This window comes from Marichromatium purpuratum 984 (assembly GCF_000224005.2).
Classification (GTDB): domain Bacteria; phylum Pseudomonadota; class Gammaproteobacteria; order Chromatiales; family Chromatiaceae; genus Marichromatium; species Marichromatium purpuratum.
In genome coordinates this window covers 2,069,167-2,091,424 of sequence record NZ_CP007031.1, presented here as the reverse complement: position 1 = coordinate 2,091,424, position 22,258 = coordinate 2,069,167, and the positions used below count along the sequence as shown (strand labels likewise).

At 70.5% G+C, this 22,258-nt stretch carries 20 protein-coding genes; 11 read left to right on the top strand and 9 right to left on the bottom strand.

Annotation, left to right across the window (positions count from 1 at the left end):
- Positions 1–120 precede the first annotated feature (120 nt).
- From MARPU_RS09195 to MARPU_RS09185, 3 genes are all read right to left on the bottom strand, one after another.
- Positions 121–1,173, bottom strand: coding sequence for a cytochrome-c peroxidase (locus tag MARPU_RS09195; RefSeq protein WP_005224806.1), 1,053 nt, complete (start codon positions 1,171–1,173; stop codon positions 121–123).
- A gap of 124 nt (positions 1,174–1,297) precedes the next feature.
- On the bottom strand, positions 1,298–1,720 hold the full coding sequence (locus MARPU_RS09190) for a GNAT family N-acetyltransferase (protein ID WP_198015465.1): 423 nt from the start codon (positions 1,718–1,720) through the stop codon (positions 1,298–1,300).
- 104 nt (positions 1,721–1,824) lie between these two features.
- Positions 1,825–2,784 (bottom strand): DMT family transporter, encoded by a 960-nt coding sequence (locus MARPU_RS09185; protein ID WP_005224808.1) that lies wholly within the window; start codon positions 2,782–2,784, stop codon positions 1,825–1,827.
- A gap of 143 nt (positions 2,785–2,927) precedes the next feature.
- Between MARPU_RS09185 and MARPU_RS09180 the strand changes: the two genes are divergently transcribed.
- The 4 genes from MARPU_RS09180 to MARPU_RS09165 are packed head-to-tail and all read left to right on the top strand — an operon-like array spanning position 2,928 to position 5,974.
- A complete protein-coding gene (locus MARPU_RS09180) occupies positions 2,928–4,433 on the top strand; it encodes a DNA-3-methyladenine glycosylase 2 family protein (RefSeq protein ID WP_005224809.1) in 1,506 nt (501 codons plus the stop codon).
- Between the two features lie 45 nt (positions 4,434–4,478).
- The gene (locus MARPU_RS09175; RefSeq protein ID WP_005224810.1) at positions 4,479–4,961 is read left to right on the top strand and encodes a methylated-DNA--[protein]-cysteine S-methyltransferase; all 483 of its coding nucleotides are present in this window, start codon (positions 4,479–4,481) and stop codon (positions 4,959–4,961) included.
- 21 nt (positions 4,962–4,982) lie between these two features.
- Positions 4,983–5,651, top strand: coding sequence for a haloacid dehalogenase type II (locus tag MARPU_RS09170; protein ID WP_005224811.1), 669 nt, complete (start codon positions 4,983–4,985; stop codon positions 5,649–5,651).
- 11 nt (positions 5,652–5,662) lie between these two features.
- Entirely contained in the window at positions 5,663–5,974 is a 312-nt protein-coding gene (locus tag MARPU_RS09165) for an antibiotic biosynthesis monooxygenase family protein (RefSeq protein WP_005224812.1), read from the top strand.
- A 29-nt stretch (positions 5,975–6,003) separates the two neighbouring features.
- Here the strand turns inward: MARPU_RS09165 and MARPU_RS09160 are convergent, their stop codons facing one another.
- From MARPU_RS09160 to MARPU_RS09150, 3 genes are all read right to left on the bottom strand, one after another.
- Positions 6,004–6,948, bottom strand: coding sequence for an L-lactate dehydrogenase (locus tag MARPU_RS09160; protein WP_005224813.1), 945 nt, complete (start codon positions 6,946–6,948; stop codon positions 6,004–6,006).
- Between the two features lie 20 nt (positions 6,949–6,968).
- Positions 6,969–8,366: an MFS transporter gene (locus MARPU_RS09155; protein WP_005224814.1), complete on the bottom strand. Its 1,398-nt coding sequence runs from the start codon at positions 8,364–8,366 to the stop codon at positions 6,969–6,971.
- A gap of 84 nt (positions 8,367–8,450) precedes the next feature.
- The gene (locus MARPU_RS09150) at positions 8,451–9,251 is read right to left on the bottom strand and encodes a TIGR01458 family HAD-type hydrolase (protein WP_005224815.1); all 801 of its coding nucleotides are present in this window, start codon (positions 9,249–9,251) and stop codon (positions 8,451–8,453) included.
- Positions 9,252–9,515: 264 nt separating this feature from the next.
- On the opposite strand from MARPU_RS09150, the gene wecB reads away from it, so the two are divergent.
- The 5 genes from wecB to MARPU_RS09125 all read left to right on the top strand — a co-directional run bounded on the left by wecB (position 9,516) and on the right by MARPU_RS09125 (position 15,134).
- A complete protein-coding gene (wecB, locus tag MARPU_RS09145) occupies positions 9,516–10,616 on the top strand; it encodes a non-hydrolyzing UDP-N-acetylglucosamine 2-epimerase (RefSeq protein ID WP_005224816.1) in 1,101 nt (366 codons plus the stop codon).
- 450 nt (positions 10,617–11,066) lie between these two features.
- Positions 11,067–12,512: a Fe-S cluster assembly protein SufB gene (sufB, locus tag MARPU_RS09140; protein ID WP_005224817.1), complete on the top strand. Its 1,446-nt coding sequence runs from the start codon at positions 11,067–11,069 to the stop codon at positions 12,510–12,512.
- Positions 12,513–12,591: 79 nt separating this feature from the next.
- Positions 12,592–13,347 carry a Fe-S cluster assembly ATPase SufC gene (gene sufC / locus MARPU_RS09135; protein WP_005224818.1) on the top strand — a complete coding sequence of 252 codons (756 nt, stop codon included), beginning with the start codon at positions 12,592–12,594 and terminating at the stop codon, positions 13,345–13,347.
- The gene (gene sufD, locus MARPU_RS09130) at positions 13,344–14,639 is read left to right on the top strand and encodes a Fe-S cluster assembly protein SufD (protein ID WP_005224819.1); all 1,296 of its coding nucleotides are present in this window, start codon (positions 13,344–13,346) and stop codon (positions 14,637–14,639) included. Before sufC ends, sufD begins: the two co-directional genes overlap by 4 nt.
- A 66-nt stretch (positions 14,640–14,705) precedes the next feature.
- Complete coding sequence (locus MARPU_RS09125) at positions 14,706–15,134, top strand: SUF system Fe-S cluster assembly protein (protein WP_005224820.1); 429 nt, start codon at positions 14,706–14,708, stop codon at positions 15,132–15,134.
- 19 nt (positions 15,135–15,153) lie between these two features.
- On the opposite strand, the gene MARPU_RS09120 is transcribed toward MARPU_RS09125, so the two are convergent.
- The 3 genes from MARPU_RS09120 to MARPU_RS09110 are packed head-to-tail and all read right to left on the bottom strand — an operon-like array spanning position 15,154 to position 17,986.
- Positions 15,154–16,377, bottom strand: a complete 1,224-nt coding sequence (locus MARPU_RS09120; protein ID WP_005224821.1) for an alkaline phosphatase family protein — start codon at positions 16,375–16,377, stop codon at positions 15,154–15,156.
- Between the two features lie 59 nt (positions 16,378–16,436).
- On the bottom strand, positions 16,437–17,249 hold the full coding sequence (locus MARPU_RS09115) for an undecaprenyl-diphosphate phosphatase (protein ID WP_025275238.1): 813 nt from the start codon (positions 17,247–17,249) through the stop codon (positions 16,437–16,439).
- A gap of 41 nt (positions 17,250–17,290) precedes the next feature.
- The gene (locus tag MARPU_RS09110) at positions 17,291–17,986 is read right to left on the bottom strand and encodes a 4'-phosphopantetheinyl transferase family protein (protein WP_005224823.1); all 696 of its coding nucleotides are present in this window, start codon (positions 17,984–17,986) and stop codon (positions 17,291–17,293) included.
- Positions 17,987–18,117: 131 nt separating this feature from the next.
- Between MARPU_RS09110 and MARPU_RS09105 the strand changes: the two genes are divergently transcribed.
- Both MARPU_RS09105 and MARPU_RS09100 read left to right on the top strand, forming a co-directional pair.
- Positions 18,118–20,514: a Tex family protein gene (locus tag MARPU_RS09105; protein WP_005224824.1), complete on the top strand. Its 2,397-nt coding sequence runs from the start codon at positions 18,118–18,120 to the stop codon at positions 20,512–20,514.
- 166 nt (positions 20,515–20,680) lie between these two features.
- A complete protein-coding gene (locus MARPU_RS09100) occupies positions 20,681–22,228 on the top strand; it encodes a mechanosensitive ion channel family protein (RefSeq protein ID WP_005224825.1) in 1,548 nt (515 codons plus the stop codon).
- Positions 22,229–22,258: the final 30 nt, after the last annotated feature.

Sequence of the window (22,258 nt, the reverse complement as noted above, 5' to 3'; positions counted from 1 at the left end):
TCGATCAGGCTAGCGAGGACGGTGCGGCGGCGGCCTTGATGCGGGTCAAATCGGCCGCCGCTGGGCGGGGTGAGTCGGTGCGCGCCCCTCGCGGCGGATGGGCGCGGCGAGGGGTGGCGCTCAGGGCTGGGGCTTGGGCGTGGTCTCGGTCTCGGCCGGCAGGATCGGATAGGTGATCGTGGGGACCTCGCCGGTCAGGGCCTCGAGGAAGGCGGCGATCTTGGTCGCCTCGCCCTCGCCGATCTCGCTGCCGAGCTGCGCCGTGCCCATCACCGCGACGGCCTGTTTCAGGTCCCAGATCGCGCCGGAGTGGAAGTAGGGGGCGGTGAGCGCGATGTTGCGCAGCGGCGCGGCGCGGAAGACGTATTCATCGGTCGCCGAGCGGGTGACCTCGAAGCGTCCCTTGTCCGTCGGCGGCAGGATGTCGGCCCCCGGGCGCTTGAGCAGACCGAACGGGAAGTAGCCCTGACCGCCGAGGTTGACGCCGCCGTGACAGGCGGTGCAGCCGCGGTTGATGAAGAGCGCAAGCCCCTCCTTCTGCGTGGCGCTCAGCGCGTCGTCCTCGCCGCGCATGAAGCGGTCGAAGGGGGCGTTGGGCGTCACCAGCGTGGTCTCGAACGCCTCGATCGCCTTGGCAGTGTTGTCGAAGGTGACCGGCTCGGGCGCGTCCGGGAAGGCGGCGGCGAAGTGCTCGACGTACTCGGGCATGCTCTGCAGCGTGGCGACCACCTGTGCGGGTTCGTTGGCCATCTCGACGGCGGCCTGGATCGGACCCTTGGCCTGGGCCTTGAGGTCGGCGGCGCGACCGTCCCAGAACTGCGCGACGTTGAAGATGGCGTTGAACACCGTCGGCGCGTTGCGCGGTCCGCGCTGCCAGCCGTGACCGACCGAGGTCGGCAGGTTGTCGTCGCCGCCCATCCCCAGGTTGTGACAGGTGTTGCAGCTGATCAGCCCGCTCGCCGAGAGCCGCGGATCGAAGAACAGCATCTTGCCCAACGCGACCTTCTCCGGCGTCACCGGGTTGTCCACCGGGTCCTCGATGACCTCGGGGATGGGTTGCAACCTCGCCGTCTGCGCCTTGGCGCGCAGCGCCTGATCGTCGGCCGCGACCAGCGTCGGTGCGCTCAGCGACAGGGTGAGTGCAACGGCAAGCATCTTCATCTGGCTCATCATAGCTGGATTCCTGCTCCTGAATGGGCGTGCGGACGCGTGCCGGTTCAATGGGTATGGAATGCAGGGGCAGGCCCCTGAACCTTAGCAGATGCGCCCGGACCCGCCGCCCGGGCAGGGTCCGGTTTCAGTCGAGCGTCTTGGTCATGGCGACGCAGGGGAGTCGTACGCCGCCCGGCAGTCGATGGTGGTCGGGGCCGATGTCGAGATAGCCGCGCGCGGCGTAGAAGTCCCGTGCGTTCAGCGTCGCGCGGGTCGTCAGGGTGAGGATGCCGGTCGCCCTGGCGCGCTGCTCCATCGCCTCGAGCAGTGCCGTGCCGACCCCCTTGCCGACGGCCTCGGGGTGGACGTAGAGGGCGCTGATCTCCGCCGCCTCGGGATCGAGGATCGCCAGCCCGACCGCTCCGTGTCCGGGCTGCTCGGCGACCAGCAGCAGTTTTTCTGCCAGCGCCCGGTCATAGACGGACGGGGTGAGCAGGGCGGTCCAGGCGCGCAGCGCCGTGGCCTCGTAGTGCCCGGCACACAGCCCCAGGATGGACGCGATGTGCACTCTGGCGAGGTCCTCGCGGTCGCTGGCTGCTGCCTGTCTGATGGGTGTCGCGGGTGCCTTCATGGCTGTCGTCCTCGGTGTGGTCCGGCTGATCGGGTCAGTCCCTATCGTATCGCTCGCCCGCTGTCAGGGCGCGCCGACGGTCGCAGGCGACGGACAAGCCGCGCGAGCGCGTCGCCGCCGAGCTGGAGGTAGCCGATGGCGCCGATGATCAGCACCAGACCGAGACCCTGGAGCGGCAGCAGGCGTTCGTCGAGGATCGCCCAGGCCGCGACCAGGGTGATCACCGGGCCGCTCAGCGCGATCAGGCTGGCGCGCGCCGCGCCGGTGTGGCGGATGCCCTCGAACAGCAGCAGGAAGGGGAGCACGGTGGCGATCACCACCATCAGCGCGACCCAGCCGAAGCCCTCGACCGGGATGGCGAAGTCCGCGGGCGCGGCGCCGAGCAGCGCATAGCCGCAGAACACCAGGAAGGTGCTGGTGTTGGTGAGCGCGGTGCAGCGCGCCGAGCCGATGCGTCGGGCGGTGTCCTGGACCCATACCAGGAAGCAGGCGTAGCTCGCCGCCGAGACGAGCCCGCAGGCGATGCCGATCCACCCGGCCGGGCCGAGATCGCCGGCGAGCCCCCGGGGCGCGAACAGCAGCGCCAGCCCGCCGTAGCAGACCACGAACACCGCCAGTTCGCGCCGGGTGGGCCAGCGCCGCGCGCGCCAGGCGACGAGCAGTTGCACCATCAGCGGATAGGTGAACAGCAGCATCCGCGAGGGCCCGGCGCCGAGCCGGTCGATGGCGATGAAGTCGGCCACCGTCGCCAGGGTGAACAGCAGCCCGATGAGCAGCCCGTCGCGCCAGTCGCGCCCGCTGAGCGGGGCGGCGGCGCGGGTGAGCGTGCGCGCGGCGATCCAGTAGAGCGGCATGGCCAGGGCGATGCGCAGCATCAGCATCCCGCCGAGGGTGATCCCGCTGGCCAGCGCGAGCTTGGCGAAGATGCCCTTGAAGGCGAAACCCGCGTTGGCGAGCAGCACCATGAGGAAGGCGCCGTGGGGGGTGGTCTGATGGTTCATCACTGCGGGTTGCCGGATGGTTGTCGTGTCGCGCCGTCGCGGGCGCGGGGGGCGAGAGCGAGTTCCGAAAATCGCTTGTCCGTCGTCGCCGCCCGGTCGGAGAATGCGCCCCGAGCACCCGCACATCCGCGCTCGGAGCGAACATGACCTCGACGATCGCCGACGATGATCTCGCACTCTACCGCAGCGCGCGGTTGCGCCGGGATGCCGATTTCGACGGTCGCTTCTACTTCGGGGTCAGGACCACCGGCATCTTCTGTCGTCCCTCCTGTCCCGCGCCGCGGGCGCGGGAGGAGAACGTGGCCTATTTCGCGACCCTGTTCGAGGCCGTGGAGCAGGGCTTCCGGCCCTGTCTGCGCTGCCGCCCGGACATGCGCTCGTGGACGCGCCACGCCCACGTCGAGGGCGGACAGCTCGTCGCCATGGCGCTGGACCTGATCCAGCGTGGCTATCTGCACCACCACGGCGTCGACGAACTGGCCGCCGAGCTGCTGCTCTCGGCCCGCCAGCTCCGTGCCCTGTTCGTGCGTTTTCTCGGCGTCCCGCCGGTCAAGGTCGGGGCCTTGCAGAAGGCGGTGCTGGCCAAGGGGCTGCTGCTCGACTCGACCTTTCCGGTCACCGACATCGCCTTCGCCTCGGGGTTCGGCTCGGTGCGGCAGTTCAACGAGGTGTTCAGGAAGGTCTTCGGTCAGACACCAGGAGCATTGCGCGAGATGAGACGCCATCAGGGGCTCGAGGACGGCTGTCTGTCCTATGCCCTCGACTACGACCCCGGGTTCGACTTCGGTCGGGTCCTCGATTTCCTCCGCCGTCGCGCCATCCGCGGCGTCGAGGTCGTCACCGCGACACAGTACGCGCGCACCTTCCGCGTCGCCCTGCTCGGGCGCGCGGAGATCGCCGAGGGCTATTTCGTGGTCACCGACGACCCGGCGCGCTCGGCGCTGGCGCTGCGCATCCACTCCGCGCACATCGCCTGCGCGATGGAGATCGCCGCGCGGGTCAGGCGGATGTTCGATCTCGAGACCCGTTTCGCCGAGATCCAGGCGCGCTTCGCCGCCGACGACCTGCTGCGCCCGGGACTGGAGGACGGCGCCGTGCCCCGGCTGTCGGTCGCCTTCGATCCGTTCGAGTTCGCGGTGCGGGCGATCCTCGGGCAACAGGTCTCGGTGCGCTTCGCCGGGGAGCTGGCCGCGCGGTTGGCGGCGCGCGCCGCGCAGCCGACCCCGGCGGACTATCCCGAGGGACTCGACTGGTTCTTCCCCGATCGCGCCCGACTGGCCGGGCTGGACCTCTCCACGATCGGGCTCGCCAGGGCGCGCCAGGCCGCCGTCCACGCGCTCTGTCGGGCGCTGGAGGCGGGCGTGTGCTCGCTCTCGCCCCATCAGCCGGCCGAGTCCTTCAAGCGCGACATCCTGTCGGTCAAGGGCATCGGCGAGTGGACCGCCGACTACGTGGCGATGCGCGGTCTGGGGCTGGTCGACAGCTTCCCGGTCACCGATCTGGGGATCGTCAAGGCACTGACGCGCGAGCGCCCGATGACACGCGTCGAGGCGCTGCGTCACGCTGAGCGCTGGCGGCCCTACCGGGCCTATGCCGCGCTCTGTCTGTGGAACGCCAACGCGGTGCGCGCCGCGCCCGCCGAGCCTTGACCCGGCGCCGCGCTCACGCGCACCCGCTCACCCTGGAGACGAACCATGGACTACACCCGATTCGACACCCGACTCTGCGCCGTCGTCCTCGTCGGCGACGCGCGCGGGCTGACACAGCTGCATCTCGACAGCGGCGAGCGCGGCGCGCGCGCGTTCAGCATCGAGCCCGACTGGCGCCATCGTCCCGAGCGCTTCGCCGCCGCCCGGGCCGAGGTGAGGGCCTATCTCGACGGTGACAGGACGGCGTTCACGGTGCCCATCCACCCCACCGGCACGGACTTCCAGCGTCGGGTCTGGGCCCGGCTCGGCGAGATCCCCTACGGCACGCTGACCACCTATGGCGAGATCGCCCGTGCGATCGGGCGGGCGGGCGCGGCCCGCGCGGTGGGTGCGGCCATCGGCCGCAACCCGATCCCGTTGATCATCCCCTGTCACCGGGTGATCGGCGCCGACGGCGGGCTCGCCGGTTTCGCCCACGGGCTGCGCACCAAGCAGGCGTTGATCGACCTCGAGGCCGGCGCGCGCTGAACCACACCGCAGGAGACGACCATGAGCCTGACCCTCGCCTTCGACGTCTACGGCACCCTGATCGACACTCACGGGCTGATCCCGGCGCTGACCCCGCTGGTGGGCGAGGCCGCCCCGGCCTTCTCCCGCGACTGGCGTGCCCGCCAGCTCGAATACGCCTTCCGGCGCGGGCTGATGCGGCGATACGACACCTTCGAGCGCTGCACCCGCGACGCCCTGGAGCAGACCTGCCGGGTCTACCGGATCGCCCCCGAGGCGGCGCAGCTCGATGCCCTGATCGACGGCTACCGGCGGCTGCCGGCCTTCGCCGACGTCGCCCCCGGGCTGGCCGCGCTGGCGCGCGCCGGACACCGGCTCTACGCCTTCTCCAACGGCACCGCCGAGGCGGTCGAGACGCTGCTCGATCATGCCGGCATCAGGGACCGGTTCAGCGGTGTGGTCAGTGTCGAGGCGGTGCGCGCGTTCAAGCCCGATCCGGCCGTCTACGCCCACTTCCTCGCCACCACCGGGACGCGGCCCGAGCACGCCTGGCCGGTCTCGAGCAACCCCTTCGACGTCATCGGCGCCCGCGCGACGGGCATGCGCGCGGTCTGGGTCCGGCGCGACCCCGAGCAGCCCTTCGACCCCTGGGGCGACGAGCCTGACCGGGTGGTGGCCGATCTGGGCGAGTTGCCTGAGGTGTTCGGGTGAGTACGTCGCCGATGTTCGCCGTCGTCTTCGAGGTCAAGCCCAGTGAGCGTGGCAGGGCGGCCTATCTGGCATGTGCCGCGCACTTGCGGCAGTTCCTGGTCGATCGTCCGGGGTTCATCTCCATTGAGCGCTTCCAGAGCCTGACCGATGAAGGCAAGCTACTCAGTCTGTCGTTCTGGGAGGACGAGGCGTCGATCAGCGAGTGGCGCGAACTCGTCGAGCACCGCGCCGCCCGACACGCTGGCAAGGCCAGTCTGTTCGACTGGTATCGCATCCGTGTCGCCGAGGTGGTCCGGGACCATTGTCATGAGCGGGCTGAATGAGCGCCGTCCTGTGCGGCGATTCCACGCTCTCAGTCCAACCCCAGCCCATCAATGAACCCTCGCAATACCTCCGCCGAATGCGCCAGCGCCGCCCGTTCCTCGTCGTCGAGCGGGAGCGGCAGGGGCGCGCCGGCGCCCTCGATGCCGACCCGCACCGGGATGCTCAGACAGATGTCGTGGAGGCCGTAGGCGCCGTCGAGCCGGGTGGTGACCGGGAGCACGCTGCCCTGGTCCTCCTGGATGGTGCGCACCAGGTGGGCGATGACCAGGCCGATGGCCCAGTTGGTGTAGCCCTTGCGCTCGATGATTGAGCCGGCGGCGCCGCGCACCTTGGCGAGCAGGGCGTCGCGGCAGGACTGGTCGCAGCGCTTGCCGAGGATGGTGTGACCGCGGATCGGGGTGCCGCCGATGTTGGCCTGGCTCCACACCGCGAACTCGGAGTCGCCGTGCTCGCCGAGGATCAGCGCGTGGACCGAGCGCGGGTCGACCTGGAAGTGTTCGGCGAGCAGGGTGCGCAGCCGGGTGGTGTCGAGCATGGTGCCGGTGCCGATGACACGATGGCGCGGACGGCTGGAGAGCTGCTCCATGGCGTAGGTGAGCAGGTCGACCGGGTTGGAGGCGATCAGCAGCAGCGCCTCCGGGGCGTGGCGGTCGAGCTGCTCGGCGATCTCGCGGAATACCGCGACATTGCGTTGCAGCAGCTCCAGCCGGCTCTCGCCGGGGCGTTGGGCGACCCCGGCGGTGACGATGATGATCTGCGCCCGCGCCAGGTCGGCATAGTCGCCGGCGCGCACCCGTCGGCGCCCGACATAGCCCTGGGCGTGCATCAGGTCCATCGCCTCGCCCTCGGCGCGGGCGCGATCGCGGTCGATCAGGATCAGCTCGTTGGCGATGCGCTGCTGGAACAGGGCGTAGGCGGCGGCCATGCCGACCTGGCCGGTGCCGACGATACCGATGGTGTGGGGGTGGAGCATGGGTGTCTCTCCGCTGCGGGTCAGGCCGGGCGCGCGTCGGGCCAGACCGGGTGATGGGTGTCGATGACGAAGTCGTGGGCGTGACGCAGCGCCCGGTGGTGGTGCGGGTGGCGGTGCGGCTCCGGTCCCTCCCAGCCCGCGTGCGGGTGGTCGTGGTGGCTGTCGTGGGTGTGCAGGTGGTCGTGGTCGAGCGCCCGGTGGTGGTGTTCGAGCACCGCACGGTCGTCACGCGGCCACAGCCGGGCGGCGAGCACGGTGCAGGCGAGCGCCGTCAGCCCCAACAGCAGCGCGGTGGCCGAGGTGCCGATGCTGGCGCCGAGCGCGCCGGCGAGCAGATAGAACACCAGCCAGCAGGCGTGCGAGAGTGAGAAGTGCGCGGAGAAATAGGCGGCGCGATCGCCGGCGGCGGCCGAGCGGTTGACCACCCGACCGGCGGGCGTCTGCACCAGTGAGAGACCCGCGCCGACCAGCAGCCAGATGGCGAGCAGCCCGCCGAGGCCGGGGCCGCTGGCGACGAGCAGCAGTCCGACGCCGAGCAGCGTCGCGCCGCCGAGCATCAGCCGTCGCTCACTGATGTGCGCGAGCAGTCGCGGCACCGCCAGCGCGGTGAACATCGAGCCGGCGCCGGCCGCGCCCAGGGCGATGGCCACCATCGACTCGCCGGCGCCGAGGCTGTCGCGCACATAGACTACGGTGTTGACGATCACCATGGCGCTGGCACCGGCCACCGCCAGATAGAGCGCGAGCAGCCCGCGCAGGCGCGGGGTGGCGAGATAGGCGCGCACGCCGAAGAGGATCTCGGCGCCGAGCGTGCCGGCGCGCTCCGGCGCTCTGGCCGCGGGTAGCAGGGTGCGCGTCACCAGCACTGCCGAGACGAGGAAGGCGAGGGCGTTGAGCGCGAACAGCCCGTCGTAGCTGATCAGCAGCAGCGCCGCCCCGGCGAGCACCGGACTGAGCAGCGCCTCGAGATCGTAGGCCAGGCGCGAGAGCGCCAGAGCGCGGGTGTACTCGGCCTCGTCGGGGAGCAGGTCGGCGATGGTCGCGGAGAACACCGGCTTGAAGCCCGCGGCGCAGAGGTTGAGCAGGAAGATCAGCGCCAGCACCTGCCACAGCGCATCGACCCAGGGCAGGGCGAGCAGCACCGCGGCGCGGACCAGGTCCATGGTCACCAGGAAGGGGCGACGCGGCAGGCGATGCGCCAGCCCCCCGAACACCGGGGCGAAGAACACATAGGCGACCATCTTCAGCGCCAGTGCGGCACCGAGGATGGCCGCGGCATGGGTGCCGCCGAGGGCGAAGGCGAGCAGGCTGAGCGCCACTGTGCTCATGCCGGTGCCGACCAGGGCGATCACCTGGGCGGTGAACAGCCGACGGAAGCGCGGATTGGCCAGGGGGCGTGGGGAGGGGGCCGGGGTCATGGGGTCGGACTCGTTGAGTTGGACGACGGGGGCGGAGTGCCGCCCCCTCGACCATCGCACAAAATCGCCCGCGGGCAAACCGTCTCAGCCGTTCGCTTGCCACCAGTCCGGCAGGTCGGCGATCGAATCGAGCACCGCCTCGGGGCGGATGTCGCTCGCCGCCAGCTCGGCGGCGCGGAACTTGCCGGTGCGCACCAGCAGGCCGCGCAGGCCGGCGGCCTGAGCGCCGCCGACGTCGCCGCGCAGGTCGTCGCCGATCATCCAGGTGGTCGCGGGGCCGGTGCCGAGCGCGGCGAGGGCGCGCTCGAAGAAGGCCGCGGCGGGCTTGCCGAAGACCTGGGGTTGGCGCCCGCTGGCATGCGCCAGCGCCATCACGAAGGGTGCGGTGTCGAGTCGCAGCCCGTCCTCGGCGCGCCAGTAGCGGGTCATGCCGAGGGCGAGCAGCGGTGGCGCGTCGGGCTGCATGAGGAAGCGGAAGGCGCGGTTGAGGGTGGCGAAGTCCCAGGCCGCGCCGAGGTCGCCGACGACCACGGCGCCAGCGCGGTCGTGCTCGGGGTCGTGGGCGAGGGCGAGCCCGCCGAGGTCGGCCAGGGTGGCCTCGGGGACGAAGGCCGCGACTGGGCCGTCGGCGTGCTCGCGCAGCCAGTCGGCGGCGGCCACCAGCGGGGTGAGGATGTCGCCCTCGGCGACCGTGATGCCGTGACCGGCGAGGCGTGCGACCAGTTGCGCGCGCGGGCGCGAGCTGGCGTTGGTGACGAAGCGATGGGCCACGGCGTTGGCGCGCAGCCAGTCGAGGGTCTCGGCGGCGCCGGCGATGCTCTGTTCACCTTGATAGAGTACGCCGTCCATGTCGATCAGCAGGGCGGTGGATGGGTCTGGGCGCATGGCTCGCTCCTGTCACGGTCGGGGGCCGGGTGTGGATGACGATTCGGTTATCCACAGTTGCTGTGGTTCCATCTGTGGATAACCTGTGCGCGACGCGCTTAAGTGTCCGCCGATATTGAAGTCTTTTTGGAGTGGACAAGCTTTGCCCGGTGGCGCGCGCCGAGAGGCGCGGGCGGCGGCGGGTGACGGGCCGCGAGCGGCGCGTTAGGCTCTGTGCGCGCGGCCCGTACTGTCGCGCCTCATCGCCAACGAGGGACCGGACTCATGCCCCTGATCGACATCATCGCCGGCGCACGCCCGAACTTCATGAAGATCGCGCCCATCATCCGCGCCCTGGAGCAGCGGCGCGCGGACGGCGGCGGGCTCGAGTATCGCCTGGTGCACACCGGACAGCATTACGACCGGCGGATGTCGGGCGACTTCTTCGAACAACTCGGGATCCCCGCGCCGGATATCAATCTCGAGGTCGGCTCCGGCACCCAGGCCGAGCAGACTGCGGCGATCATGACCCGCTACGAGCGGCTGCTGCTCGAGCACCCCGCCGCGCTCTGTCTGGTGGTGGGGGACGTGACCTCGACCATGGCCTGCGCCATCGCCGCGCAGAAGCTCGGGGTGCGGGTGGCGCACGTCGAGGGCGGCATCCGCTCCGGCGACTGGGGGATGCCCGAGGAGATCAACCGCATGGTGACCGATGCGATCACCAACTGGTTCTTCACCACCAGCGCGCACGCCAACGCCAATCTGCGCGCTGCCGGGGTGGGCGAGGAGCGGATCTTCTTCGTCGGCAACACCATGATCGACACCCTGCTGGCCAATCTCGACCGGCTGCGCCCGCCGCCGTGCTGGGATGAGCTGGGGCTGAGGCCGGGCGAGTACTTCGTGCTCACCCTGCACCGCCCGGCCAACGTCGACGCCGACGGCGCCTTCGCGCGCATGCTCCGCGCGGTGGCCGAGCACACCCGCGGGCAGCCGGTGGTCTTCCCGGTGCACCCGCGCACCGCGCGCACCCTGGAGCGGCTCGACGCGGTGCCCGAGACTCTGCACCTGATCGAGCCCCAGCCCTATCTGGAGTTCAACCATCTGGTGCGTCACGCCCGCGCGGTGATCACCGACTCCGGCGGCATCACCGAGGAGACCACGGTGCTCGGGGTGCCCTGCCTGACCCTGCGCGACACCACCGAGCGCCCGGAGACGGTGGAGATCGGCACCAATCTGCTCGTCGGCACCGATCCCGAGCGTCTCGGCCCGGCGCTGGCGCGACTGTTCGATGGCCGCTGGCCGCGCGGCGAGATTCCCGAGCGCTGGGACGGGCGCGCCGGCGAGCGCATCGTCGCCCACCTGGAGCGGCTGCTCGGCACCGACTGACCCTCATCGCCGGCACTGGCCCGTCGCTTGCTTCGGAGAACAGTGCGAACGCACCGTGCGCGCTGCGGTGCGCTCGGGGGAGGCGTCCTCGCCCACGGATCGGGCGGAGCCTGGTCGATGCTGGTGCATGGCGGACGAGACAGGTCGGTGCGGGTCGCTGTATGGTTGGGTCCCCGACCCGGTTCGAGCGCCCCAGCCGGGGAAGCCGCTGCCACGTGAACGCCTCGCATTTGCAAGTTCGATGTGAAAGCAGCCGTCGAGTTGGAATATAATCGCCGTTTATCTGCAATATCCGGTGGACATCACCGCACGCGGGCCGATGTCCGGCACCGTCCAGCCCCCCGAGGTCGACGAGACGAACTGCCGCGTTGCGCGGGGTGTTGATTCGTGCCCTTGGCGGCGTATATTAATAACTGAGCAAATTACTGAGAATAAGCGGAGCCTGGAGCGATGACCTCAACCCCAGCCGTCGAAGACATCGTCGGATCCGAGTACGAGCACGGTTTCACCACCGAGATCGAGTCCGATACCCTGCCGCCGGGGCTGGACGAAGACGTGGTGCGCGCGATCTCGGCGCGCAAGGGTGAGCCCGAGTTCATGACCGAGTGGCGGCTCAAGGCCTATCGCCACTGGCTGACCATGACCCCGCCGAACTGGGCCGATGTCGATCACCCGCCGATCGACTTCCAGGCGATCTCCTACTACTCCGCGCCCAAGCGCCCCGAGGACGGCCCCAAGAGCCTCGACGAGGTCGATCCCGCGCTGCTCGAGACTTACGAGAAGCTCGGCATCCCCATCGAGGAGCAGAAGGCGCTCGCCGGGGTGGCGGTCGATGCGGTGTTCGACAGCGTCTCGGTGGCCACCACCTTTCGCGAGACCCTGGCCGAGGCCGGGGTGATCTTCTGCTCGATCTCCGAGGCCGTTCACGAGCACCCCGAGCTGGTCAAGCGCTATCTCGGCTCGGTGGTACCGCACACCGACAACTACTTCGCCTGTCTCAACGCGGCGGTGTTCAGCGATGGCACCTTCGTCTACATCCCCGAGGGGGTGCGCTGCCCGATGGAGCTGAGCACCTACTTCCGCATCAACGCCCGCAACACCGGGCAGTTCGAGCGCACCCTGATCGTCGCCGAGGCGGGCAGCTACGTCAGCTATCTGGAGGGCTGCACCGCGCCGCAGCGCGACGAGAACCAGCTCCACGCCGCCGTCGTCGAGCTGGTGGTGCTCGATGACGCCGAGATCAAGTACTCGACGGTGCAGAACTGGTATCCGGGCGACGCCCAGGGGCGCGGCGGCATCTACAACTTCGTCACCAAGCGCGGCGACTGCCGCGGCGCGCGCTCGAAGATCTCCTGGACCCAGGTCGAGACCGGCTCGGCGATCACCTGGAAGTATCCGAGCTGCCTGCTGCGCGGCGCCGACGCGGTCGGCGAGTTCTACTCGGTGGCGGTGACCAAGGGCCGCCAGCAGGCCGACACCGGTACCAAGATGATCCACATCGGTCCCAACACCCGCTCGACCATCGTCTCCAAGGGCATCTCGGCGGGCGAGGGGCGCCAGACCTATCGCGGGCTGGTGCGGATCGGTCAGCGCGCGGCCAACGCGCGCAACCACACCCAGTGCGACTCGCTGCTGATCGGCGATCGTTGCACGGCCAACACCGTGCCCTACATCGAGGTCAAACACCCCTCGGCGAACATGGAGCACGAGGCGACCACCTCCAAGATCAGCGACGACCAGCTCTTCTACTGCCGAGCCCGCGGGCTCAGCGAGGAGGATGCGGTGTCGATGATCGTCAACGGGTTCTGCAAGGAAGTCTTCAACGAGCTCCCGATGGAGTTCGCGGTCGAGGCGCAGAAGCTGCTCAGCATCAGCCTGGAAGGTGCGGTCGGCTAGCGCCGCGCGGGCTCGGCGAAACAACACGCAAGATTCGGACAGGGAACCCGCGCGGGTTCCGGACGATTGGGAGAGGACGATGCTATCTGTCACTGGCCTGCGGGCCAACGTCGGCGACAAAGAGATCCTGCGCGGGCTGGACCTGCGCATCGGCCCCGGCGAGGTGCACGCCATCATGGGCCCCAACGGCTCGGGCAAGAGCACGCTCGCGCATGTGCTCTCGGGCCGCGAGGGCTATGCCGTCACCGGCGGCACGGCGACCTTCGAGGGGCGCGACCTGCTCGCGCTCGAGCCCGAGGAGCGCGCCCAGCTCGGGCTGTTTCTCGCCTTCCAGTACCCGGTCGAGCTGCCGGGGGTGAACAACACCTACTTCCTCAAGTCCGCGCTCAACAGCATCCGCAAGGCGCGTGGCGAGGACGAGCTCGATGCGGTCTCCTTCATGCGCCTGATCAAGGAGAAACTGAAGGTGCTGCACCTCGACGACTCGCTGCTCAAGCGCGCGGTCAACGCCGGCTTCTCCGGCGGCGAGAAGAAGCGCAACGAGATCTTCCAGATGGCGCTGCTCGAGCCCCGGCTGGCGATCCTCGACGAGACCGACTCCGGGCTCGACATCGACGCCCTGCGGGTGGTCTCCGAGGGCGTCAACGCGCTGCGCAGCCCCGAGCGCTCGATGATCGTGGTCACCCACTACCAGCGCCTGCTCGACTACATCGAGCCCGATTTCGTCCACGTCCTCTACAAGGGCCGGATCATCCGCTCCGGCGGCAAGGAGCTGGCGCTCGAGCTCGAGCAGCACGGCTACGGCTGGATCACCGACGAGGGCGCGGCGGCATGAGTGGCGAGCTGGCGACCTGGCTCGGGGCCGCCACCCCGAACGGCGGCCCGGCGTGGCTTGAGGCCTGGCGCGCGGAGGCGCGCGAGCGGGCGACGGCGCTCGGTGTCCCGGGGAGCAAGCAGGAGGCGTGGCGCTATACCAACCCGCGCCGACTGTTCGAGCAGGCGTTCGACGAGGGCGCGGCGGTGCTCGCCGCCGAGGCGCTGGCGCCGTTGCTGGTCGAGGGCCTCGAGGCCGATCGGGTGGTGCTGGTCAACGGCCGGTATGCCCCCGAGCACGGCCGACTCGGCGCGCTCCCCGAGGGCGTGCGGATCGACTCGCTGGCGCGGCTGCTCGCCGAGGATCCGGAGGTGGTGCGCCCCCATCTCGGTGCGCTCGCCGACGATCCCGCGGCGCTCTTCCCGGCGCTCAACGCCGCCGGCGGCGCCGACGGGCTGGTGCTGCTGCTCGCGCCCGGCGCGCGGCTCGAGCGCCCGCTCGAACTGCTCCACGTCACCACCGGCGAGCGCCCGACGCTGGCCCAGCCGCGCCACCTGATCGTGCTCGGCGAGGGCGCCGAGGCGCGGCTCGTCGAGCGCTATGTCGGGGCCGAGCCGAGCATTGCGCACGCCACCAACGCCGTGCTCGAGATCGACCTTGCGGCCGCGGCGCGACTCGATCACGAGTGCATCCAGCACGACTCGCCCGAGTCGTTCCATCTCAGCACGCTCTATCTGCGCCAGCAGGCGCGCAGCCGCTACCAGGGGCTCAACATCGGCCTCGGCGGGCGCTGGGCGCGCACCGACATCAATACCCGCTTCGCCGGGCCGGGGGGCGAGTGCGTGCTCCACGGGCTCTATCTCTCGGGCGACGGTCAGCTCATCGACTATCACCTCGATGTCGACCACGCGGTGCCCGACTGCACCAGCGTCGAGCTGTTCAAGGGCATCCTCTACGGTCAGGGACGTGCGGTGTTCGACGGTCGGGTGTTCGTCGCCCAGGACGCCCAGCGCACCGACGCGGCGATGTCCAACCGCAACCTGATGCTCTCCGAGCGCGCCGAGATCGACACCAAGCCGCAGCTTGAGATCAACGCCGACGACGTCAAGTGCAGCCACGGCACCACGGTCGGCCAGATCGACCCGCAGATGCTGTTCTATCTGCGCGCCCGCGGCATCCCCGAGGCCAGCGCCCGGCGCATGCTCTGTCTCGGCTTCGCCGAGGAGATCATCGGCCGGCTCGGCGACGAGGCGCTGCGCGCCGAGATCGCGGCCCTGGTCGGCGACCGGCTCGAGGCCGCGCCCCTGGACTGAGCGGTGTCGGCGCCCGCACGGGCGCCGACCCGTCGGCATCATCAGCAGTCGAAGAGGTTCGCATCCATGAACAGACTGGCCCGCCTCGCCGGATTCGGCAAACGCGAGCAGGACCATGAGGACGAGGTGGCGGCACTCGCCGCCGATACCGGGCGCGATGCCGTCGAGGAGCCGCCGGTGGTGGTCGATGTCGAGGCCCTGCGCGAATCGATCGTCACCGCCCTGCGCGGCGTCCACGACCCGGAGATCCCGGTCAACATCTATGACCTCGGTCTGATCTACACCATCGACATCGCCGCCGACGGCACGGTGGCCGTGGAGATGACCCTCACCGCCCCCGGCTGTCCGGTCGCCGGGATGATGCCCTTGATGGTCAAACAGGCGGTGGCGCGGGTCGAGGGCGTCGGTGAGGTCGATGTCGCGCTGGTGTGGGATCCGCCCTGGACCCAGGAGCGGATGAGCGACGAGGCCCGGCTCCAGCTCGGGCTGATGTGATCCCGCCCGCGCCCGGCGCTCAGTCCGGGCGCAGCAACGCCAGCGGCACCTCCAGCTCGGCGCGGCTCAGTCCGCCGTGCACCCCGACCATCGAGTGCGAACGCTCGCCCGGCAGTCGATCGACGACGATCGCATTGTCGCGCGCGAGCAGACAGTAATCGCCGATCCGCTCGGCCAGTCGCGGATTGCGCGCGCCGCTGCCGAACATCTCCAGCTCGATCAGCCGCTTGCTCGGTACCACCTCCACCCGCTCGGCCAGATGCGCCTGGCAGTAGCCGAGGAACTGGCGCTCGCGTCCCGGACGCAGATAGCAGAAGGCCGCGCGCGGCTCGCCGCACAGCGGCAGCGCCAGACACTCGGCCAGCTCCGGGTGGTCGTCGAGATCGACACGGGTCTCGGGGGTGTTGTCGATCTGGCCGTGGTCGGCGCACACCAGCACCTGGGTGTCGGTCCCCCTGATCTGTTCGAGAAAGCGCGCGAGCGCGGCCTCGATCTGCGCCAGATGACCGACCGCCGCCGCGCTCTCGATACCCTGCTGGTGACCGATGGTGTCGAGCCTCGGCCAGTAGAGATAGAGATAGCGCGGGTCGGCGTCGTGCCGGCGCCGACCGGGACGCCAGGGGGTGGCGCGGATCACTCGCGCGGCCTGACCGAACATGTCGTCGAGCCCCTGAAAGCCGAGCCGCTCGGCCCGCCCGCTGTGGGCGCGGTTGAAGTCGGAGTCGATGATGAAGTGCGGCGCGATCACGCTCGAACGAGTGGCGATGCGGTCGAACACCGGGCGGGTGCCGAACAGCCGCGCCGGGTCGATCCCGGCGCGCGCGTAGGAGACACCGCCGTAGCGCGGGGTGCCGGGCAGCACCGCCATCACGCAGCCGAGTTCGCGCAGATAGGTGTGCCAGCCGGTCAGCCCGTGACGCAGCGGCGCGTCGCCGGTGAGATAGGTGGTGATGGCCGCGGCGGTGGTCGCCGGGAACACCGTGCTCAGGGTGGCGATGCGATGACGTGCGAGCAGCCCCTCGGGGGCGTGGCGCTGCAGCCAGTCGGCGCCCAGCCCGTCGATCACCAGCAGCACCAGGTTGCGGGTGTCGGCCAGTCGCGCCAGGGGCAGGGCGGTGAGCGTCGGCGTCTCCGGCTGGCCGCCGCGCGCGGCGATCAGCGTGCTCATCAGGTTGACGATGCCGCCGCCGGCGTAGTCGGGACGGTGATGCTCGAGCAGCGAGCGAGGCTCGGATCGGGTCATGCCTTCTCCTCGGGGCGGTTGGCGCGTGGCCACCGGGTGGCGGCCCGCTCCCCCCGACGCTACCACACCAGCAGCAGGATGAGCCCGCCGAGCGCCACGCGGTAGAGCACGAAGGGCAGCATGCTGACGCGCTCGATGAAGCGCAGGAACAGATGGATGGTGAGATAGGCAAAGAGCATCGACCACACCGCGCCGAGCGCCAGCCCCACCCAGTCGACCGCTGCGCCCTGTCCGGCCAGCTCGATGCCCTCGACCGTGCCCGCCATGAGGATGGTGGGGATCGCCAGCAGGAAGGAGAAGCGCGAGGCGGCGCGCCGGGTCAGCCCGAGCAGCAGCCCGGCGGTGATGGTGATGCCCGAGCGCGAGGTGCCGGGGATGATCGCCAGCGCCTGCATCAGCCCCACCACCAGCGCCCCGCGCCAGCCCAGGCTGTACTCGTCGCGCCGCCGCGCGCCGCGCCAGTCGCTCCACCACAGCAGCAGGCCGAAACCGATGCTGGTGGCGGCGATCACCGTGGCGATCAGCACCGGGTCGTCGCGGAGGAACTCCAGCACCAGCTTGAGCGGCAGCCCGAGCACCACCACCGGCACGGTGGCGAGCACGATCATCCAGCCGAGCCGGGCGTCGGGATCATCGAGCCGGCGGTGACGCAGCGAGCCGAGTACGGCGACCGTCATGCGCGCGATCTCGCGACGGAAGTAGAGGGTGACGGCGCCGAGGGTGCCGAGGTGCAGGGCGACGTCGAAGGCCAGTTCCTGCAGCTCGAAGCCGAACAGCAGCGGGGTGAGGATCAGGTGCCCGGAGCTGGAGATGGGGAGGAATTCGGTGATGCCCTGCACCAGGGCGAGGAGGATGATCTCTAGGGTGTCCACCAAGGGTAACTCCTGGATAGGGGGCGGCAGTATACTGCCGATCAGTCATCGACGAGCGCCAGCGCGCGCCAGCGCGCGCGTGGCGGCAAGGTCGGGCTGGCCAGCGCGGCGATGTAGCCGGGGGCGGGGCGGCAGTGGGCGATGCGCGGCAGTGAGCTTGCCGCCGCGCGCGGGCGCATCAGCCCGCGCCCGTCGCACTTGGCATCGGCCTCGAGCGCGGTCCAGGCGCGACAGAAGGGCACCAGCCGCGCCTCCTCGGGGTGGGCGAGCACCGCCGCGCAGGTGGCGGGGTCGAACATCCGCCGTGCCACCGCGGCGAGCCGCGCGCGCGGGCGGATCCACTCGCAGTCGACGCCGAGTTCGGCCCGTGGGCCGCTGCCGCGGCGCACCCCGAGCAGCGCCAGCTCGCCGCTGGTGGTGAGGTTGAAGGCGAGCGCCGCCTGCCTCGTGTCGAGATAGGGCTTGCCGTTGGCGCCCTTGAGCAGTCGTGGCGGCTCGCCCAGATAGTGCCCGAGCACCCGTCTCAGCCCGGCCTGGGCGCGAACGGCGCGGGCGTGCTGCGCCGGGTCGCGGATGCGCGCGAGCCGCGCCAGTTGCGCCGTCTCGAGCACGGCGCGCGCCGCCTCGAGCGCCTGGCCGTGGCGCTCGCCGGTATCGATCCGCCACAGATGGATCTCGTCGTCGCCGAGCGCGGGCGCGGTGCTCGCCGGTTGCCAGTGGAGGTCTTCGTCGGTCATCGTTCCGGTCCTGTCGCGCGGCGCCGGGAGAGCGCCGCCGCTGTGCTCGGGTATGATGCCACGGGCGCGCCGCCGGCGTGGTCGTGACGCCGCGCCCGGTTTTCCCTTTTCGCAACGATGAACGAGAGTCAATGATCAGCATCACCGAGACCATCAGCCAGGAACTCGCGGTCCGACCGGAGCAGGTGGAGGCGGCCGTGCGGCTGCTCGACGAGGGCGCCACCGTGCCCTTCATCGCGCGCTATCGCAAGGAGGTCACCGGCGGTCTCGATGACGTCCAGCTGCGTCATCTGCAGGAACGGCTGGTCTATCTGCGCGAACTCGACGAGCGTCGCGTCACCGTGCTCAAGAGCATCGAGGAGCAGGGCAAGCTCACCGCCGAGCTGCACGCCGAGATCGTCGCGGCCGAGACCAAGCAGCGGCTCGAGGACCTCTATCTGCCGCACAAGCCGAAGCGTCGCACCAAGGCGCAGATCGCCCGCGAGGCCGGGCTCGAGCCGCTGGCCGAGGCGCTGCTCGCCGATCCCACCCAGGTGCCCGAGCAGTGCGCCGCGGCCTATGTCGAGGCCGCGCGCGGGGTGGCCGATGCCGAGGCCGCGCTCGAGGGCGCGCGCCAGATCCTCATGGAGCGCTTCGCCGAGGACGCCGAACTCGCCGGCGAGCTGCGCGACCGGTTGTGGGAGCAGGGCATCCTGGTCTCGCGGGTGCTCGAGGGCAAGGAGCAGGAGGGCAACAAGTTCGCCGACTACTTCGACTATCGCGAGGCGATCGCCAAGATCCCCTCGCACCGCGCCCTGGCGCTGTTTCGCGGTCGCAACCAGGGGGTGCTCGCGCTGGAGCTGCTGGCCGGTCCCGGCGAGGACCCCGACGCCCCCTGTCGCACGCGCATCGCCGCGCGCTTCGGCATCGCCCAGCAGGGCCGCGCCGCCGACGACTGGCTGGTCGAGACGGTGCGCAAGTGCTGGCGCGTCAAGCTCCTCACCCGACTCGATCTGGAGCTCAAGGGGCGGCTGCTGGAGGCCGCCGAGGGCGAGGCGATCCGCGTCTTCGGTCTCAACCTCAAGGCGCTGCTGCTGGCCGCGCCGGCCGGTCGACTGCCGACCCTTGGGCTCGACCCGGGGCTGCGCACCGGGGTCAAGGTGGCGGTGGTCGACGCCACCGGGCGGGTGGTCGACACCGACACCATCTATCCGCACGCGCCGCGCAAGCAGTGGGACGACGCCATCGCCCGGCTCGCCGAGCTGGCGCGACAGAACGCGGTCAAGCTGGTGAGCATCGGCAACGGCACCGCCTCGCGCGAGACCGACCGGCTGGTGCGCGAGCTGATCGCGCGTCACCCCGAGCTGGGGCTGCGCTCGCTGGTGGTCAGCGAGGCCGGCGCCTCGGTCTACTCGGCCTCGGAGTTCGCCTCCAAGGAGCTGCCGCTCCTCGACGTCTCGCTGCGCGGCGCGGTGTCGATCGCGCGGCGGCTGCAGGACCCGCTCGCCGAGCTGGTCAAGATCGAGCCCAAGGCGATCGGCGTCGGCCAGTACCAGCATGACGTCAACCAGGGTCAGCTCGCGCGCACCCTGGACGCGGTGGTGGAGGACTGCGTCAACGCCGTCGGCGTCGATCTCAACACCGCCTCGGTGCCGCTGCTCGCCCAGGTCTCGGGGCTCAACCGCGGGCTGGCCGAGAACATCGTCCAGTTCCGCGAGGACCACGGCGCCTTCGCCAACCGCAAGGCGCTGATGGCGGTGTCGCGCTTCGGCGACAAGACCTTCCAGCAGAGCGCCGGCTTCCTCCGGGTGCCCGACGGCGACGAGCCGCTCGACGCCTCGGCGGTGCACCCCGAGGCCTATCCGCTGGTGCGGCGCATCGTCGCGCACACCGGCAAGGAGATCGGCGGGCTGATCGGCGATACCGCGACGCTGCGCGCGCTCGACCCGGCCGCGTTCACCGACGAGCGCTTCGGCCTGCCGACGGTGCGCGACATCCTCGCCGAGCTGGAGAAGCCCGGTCGCGACCCGCGCCCGGAGTTCAAGACCGCGCAGTTCAAGGACGGCGTCGAGACCCTGGCCGATCTCAAGCCGGGGATGGTGCTCGAGGGCACGGTGACCAATGTCACCAACTTCGGCGCCTTCGTCGACATCGGCGTGCACCAGGACGGTCTGGTGCACATCTCGGCGCTCGCCGATCGCTTCGTCAAGGACCCGCACGCGGTGGTCAAGTCGGGCGATCTGGTCAAGGTCAAGGTGCTCGAGGTCGATCTCGAGCGCAAGCGCATCGCGCTCACCCGGCGCCTCGGCGATGAGGATGGCACCAAGGGCGGGGCGAGCGGGCGCGGCAAGGCGCCGGCGCGTGCCGCGGGCGAGGCGGCCAAGTCGGGCCAGCGCCCGGCCCGGCCCAAGGCCAAGTCGGACAAGCCGCGTCAGGGCGGGGGGGAGCGTCGTCAAGGCGGCGAGCGGCGTCAGCGCGGCGCCGGGCAGGGCGCTGCCGCGCTCGGCGGCGCCATGGCCGAGGCCTTCGCCAAGGCGCGCAAGGGCTGAGCGGCGCAGGCGAGCGCCCGCACCGGGGCGCTCGCGACGGCGCCGCCCTCGGACGGCGCCGTGCGCATGCACGATTCCGCCGGTCGGATGCGCCGTCGGTTGCCGGGTGCGCCCGGCGGCGGGCGCACCGACCCGAGCCCACGCAAGACCCAGGCTGACCCACGACATGACCGCACTGTTCGACTCCCTGGCGCAGGACAACTGGCACCTCTTCCTCGGCGTGCTGCTCGCCTTCCTGGTGATCCGCTTCGTCACCTGGCGGATCGACAACCGCCCGGTGGCCAGCCGCTTCCCCGCGCTGGTGGCGCTGCTCGACCTGCTGGTGCTGCCGGGGATGGTGATCGTCGCCGGTACCCTGCTGAGGCTCGGCGCGGCGGTGCTCGAGGTGCCCGACGTCGATGCCGGCATCCGCTCGCTGACCCTGCTGGTGGCGCACCTGGCCGCCGGCTGGGCGGTGGCGCGACTGATCGAGGTGGTGCTGCTGGTGCGCGCCGACGACGATCTCTCCGAGCGCGTGCCCAAGCTGGTGGTCGGCTTGATCTATGTGGCGACGATGCTCTTCGGGCTGGCGATCTATCTGTGGCAGCGCGGCTATTCCTTCACCGGTATCTGGGTCTCGACCGGCGTCGCTGCGGCGGTGCTCGGTCTGGCGCTGCAGAAGACTCTGGGCGACCTGTTCTCGGGCATCGCCCTCGGCGTCGAGCGGCCCTTCCGGCTGGGTGACTGGGTGGAGCTCAACAACGGTATCGTCGGCCAGGTGATCGATCTCAACTGGCGCTCGACCCGGCTGCGCGGCTGGGACAACGCCACCCACGTCATCCCCAACTCGCAAATGGCCGGGCAGCCGATCAAGAACCTGCACGACGACCAGCACCTCTACGCCCCCTGGTACTTCGTCAAGCTGCCCGCCGAGGTCGATCCGCGCTTCGCTACCGCCTTGCTGCTCGAGGCGGCGATGCGCTGCGAGAGCGTGCTCAAGTTCCCCTATCCGGTGGTGCGTCTGAGCGAGGCCACCACGGTGCCCTATGTCTACATGGTCTGGGTGCATCTGAAGAACTATCCGGCGATGTTCCGCGCCCGCGAGGAGCTGTTTCGCGAGATCCATCGCAGCCTCCAGGATGCGGGCATCGAGATGGCCCCGGAGGTGCGCGAGATGCGCACCCGCCGCGCCCAGGTCAGCCACGCCGAGCCACCGAGCATCCTGCTCGCGCTCAAGGGATTGGACGTCGGCGGTCTGCTCACCGCCGACGAACTCGAGGAGATCGCCGCGCGCGGCGTCTACTGTCACCACGACAGCGGTCACGTGATCCTCGCCGAGGGCGCCCAGAGCGATGCCTTCTACGTCGTCGCCGGCGGTCTGGTGGAGGCGGTGGTCACCCTCCCGGACCGCAGCCGCAAGGTCACCGAGACGCTGGGGCCGGGCCAGCACTTCGGCATCACCTCGATGCTGACCAACGATCCCTCCTTCCTCGAGTTCACCGCCAAGAGCGATGTCAGCCTGATCCGCATCGATCTCGACTGCGTGCGCCGCCTCGTCGCCGCGCGCCCGGAGCTGGCCGAGCGTCTCGCCGGGGTGGTCAAGGCGCGTCTCGACACCGCCGAGGCGGCGCGCACCGCCAGTCGCCAACCGGTGCGTCGGTTGAGCCTGCGCGATATCAGCCGACGGATCGAAACCGTGATGGTTCGCCCCAATCGCTTCTACCGGGGGCGCTGAGCCCCGTCACCCAAGAGAGGAGCACCGGCG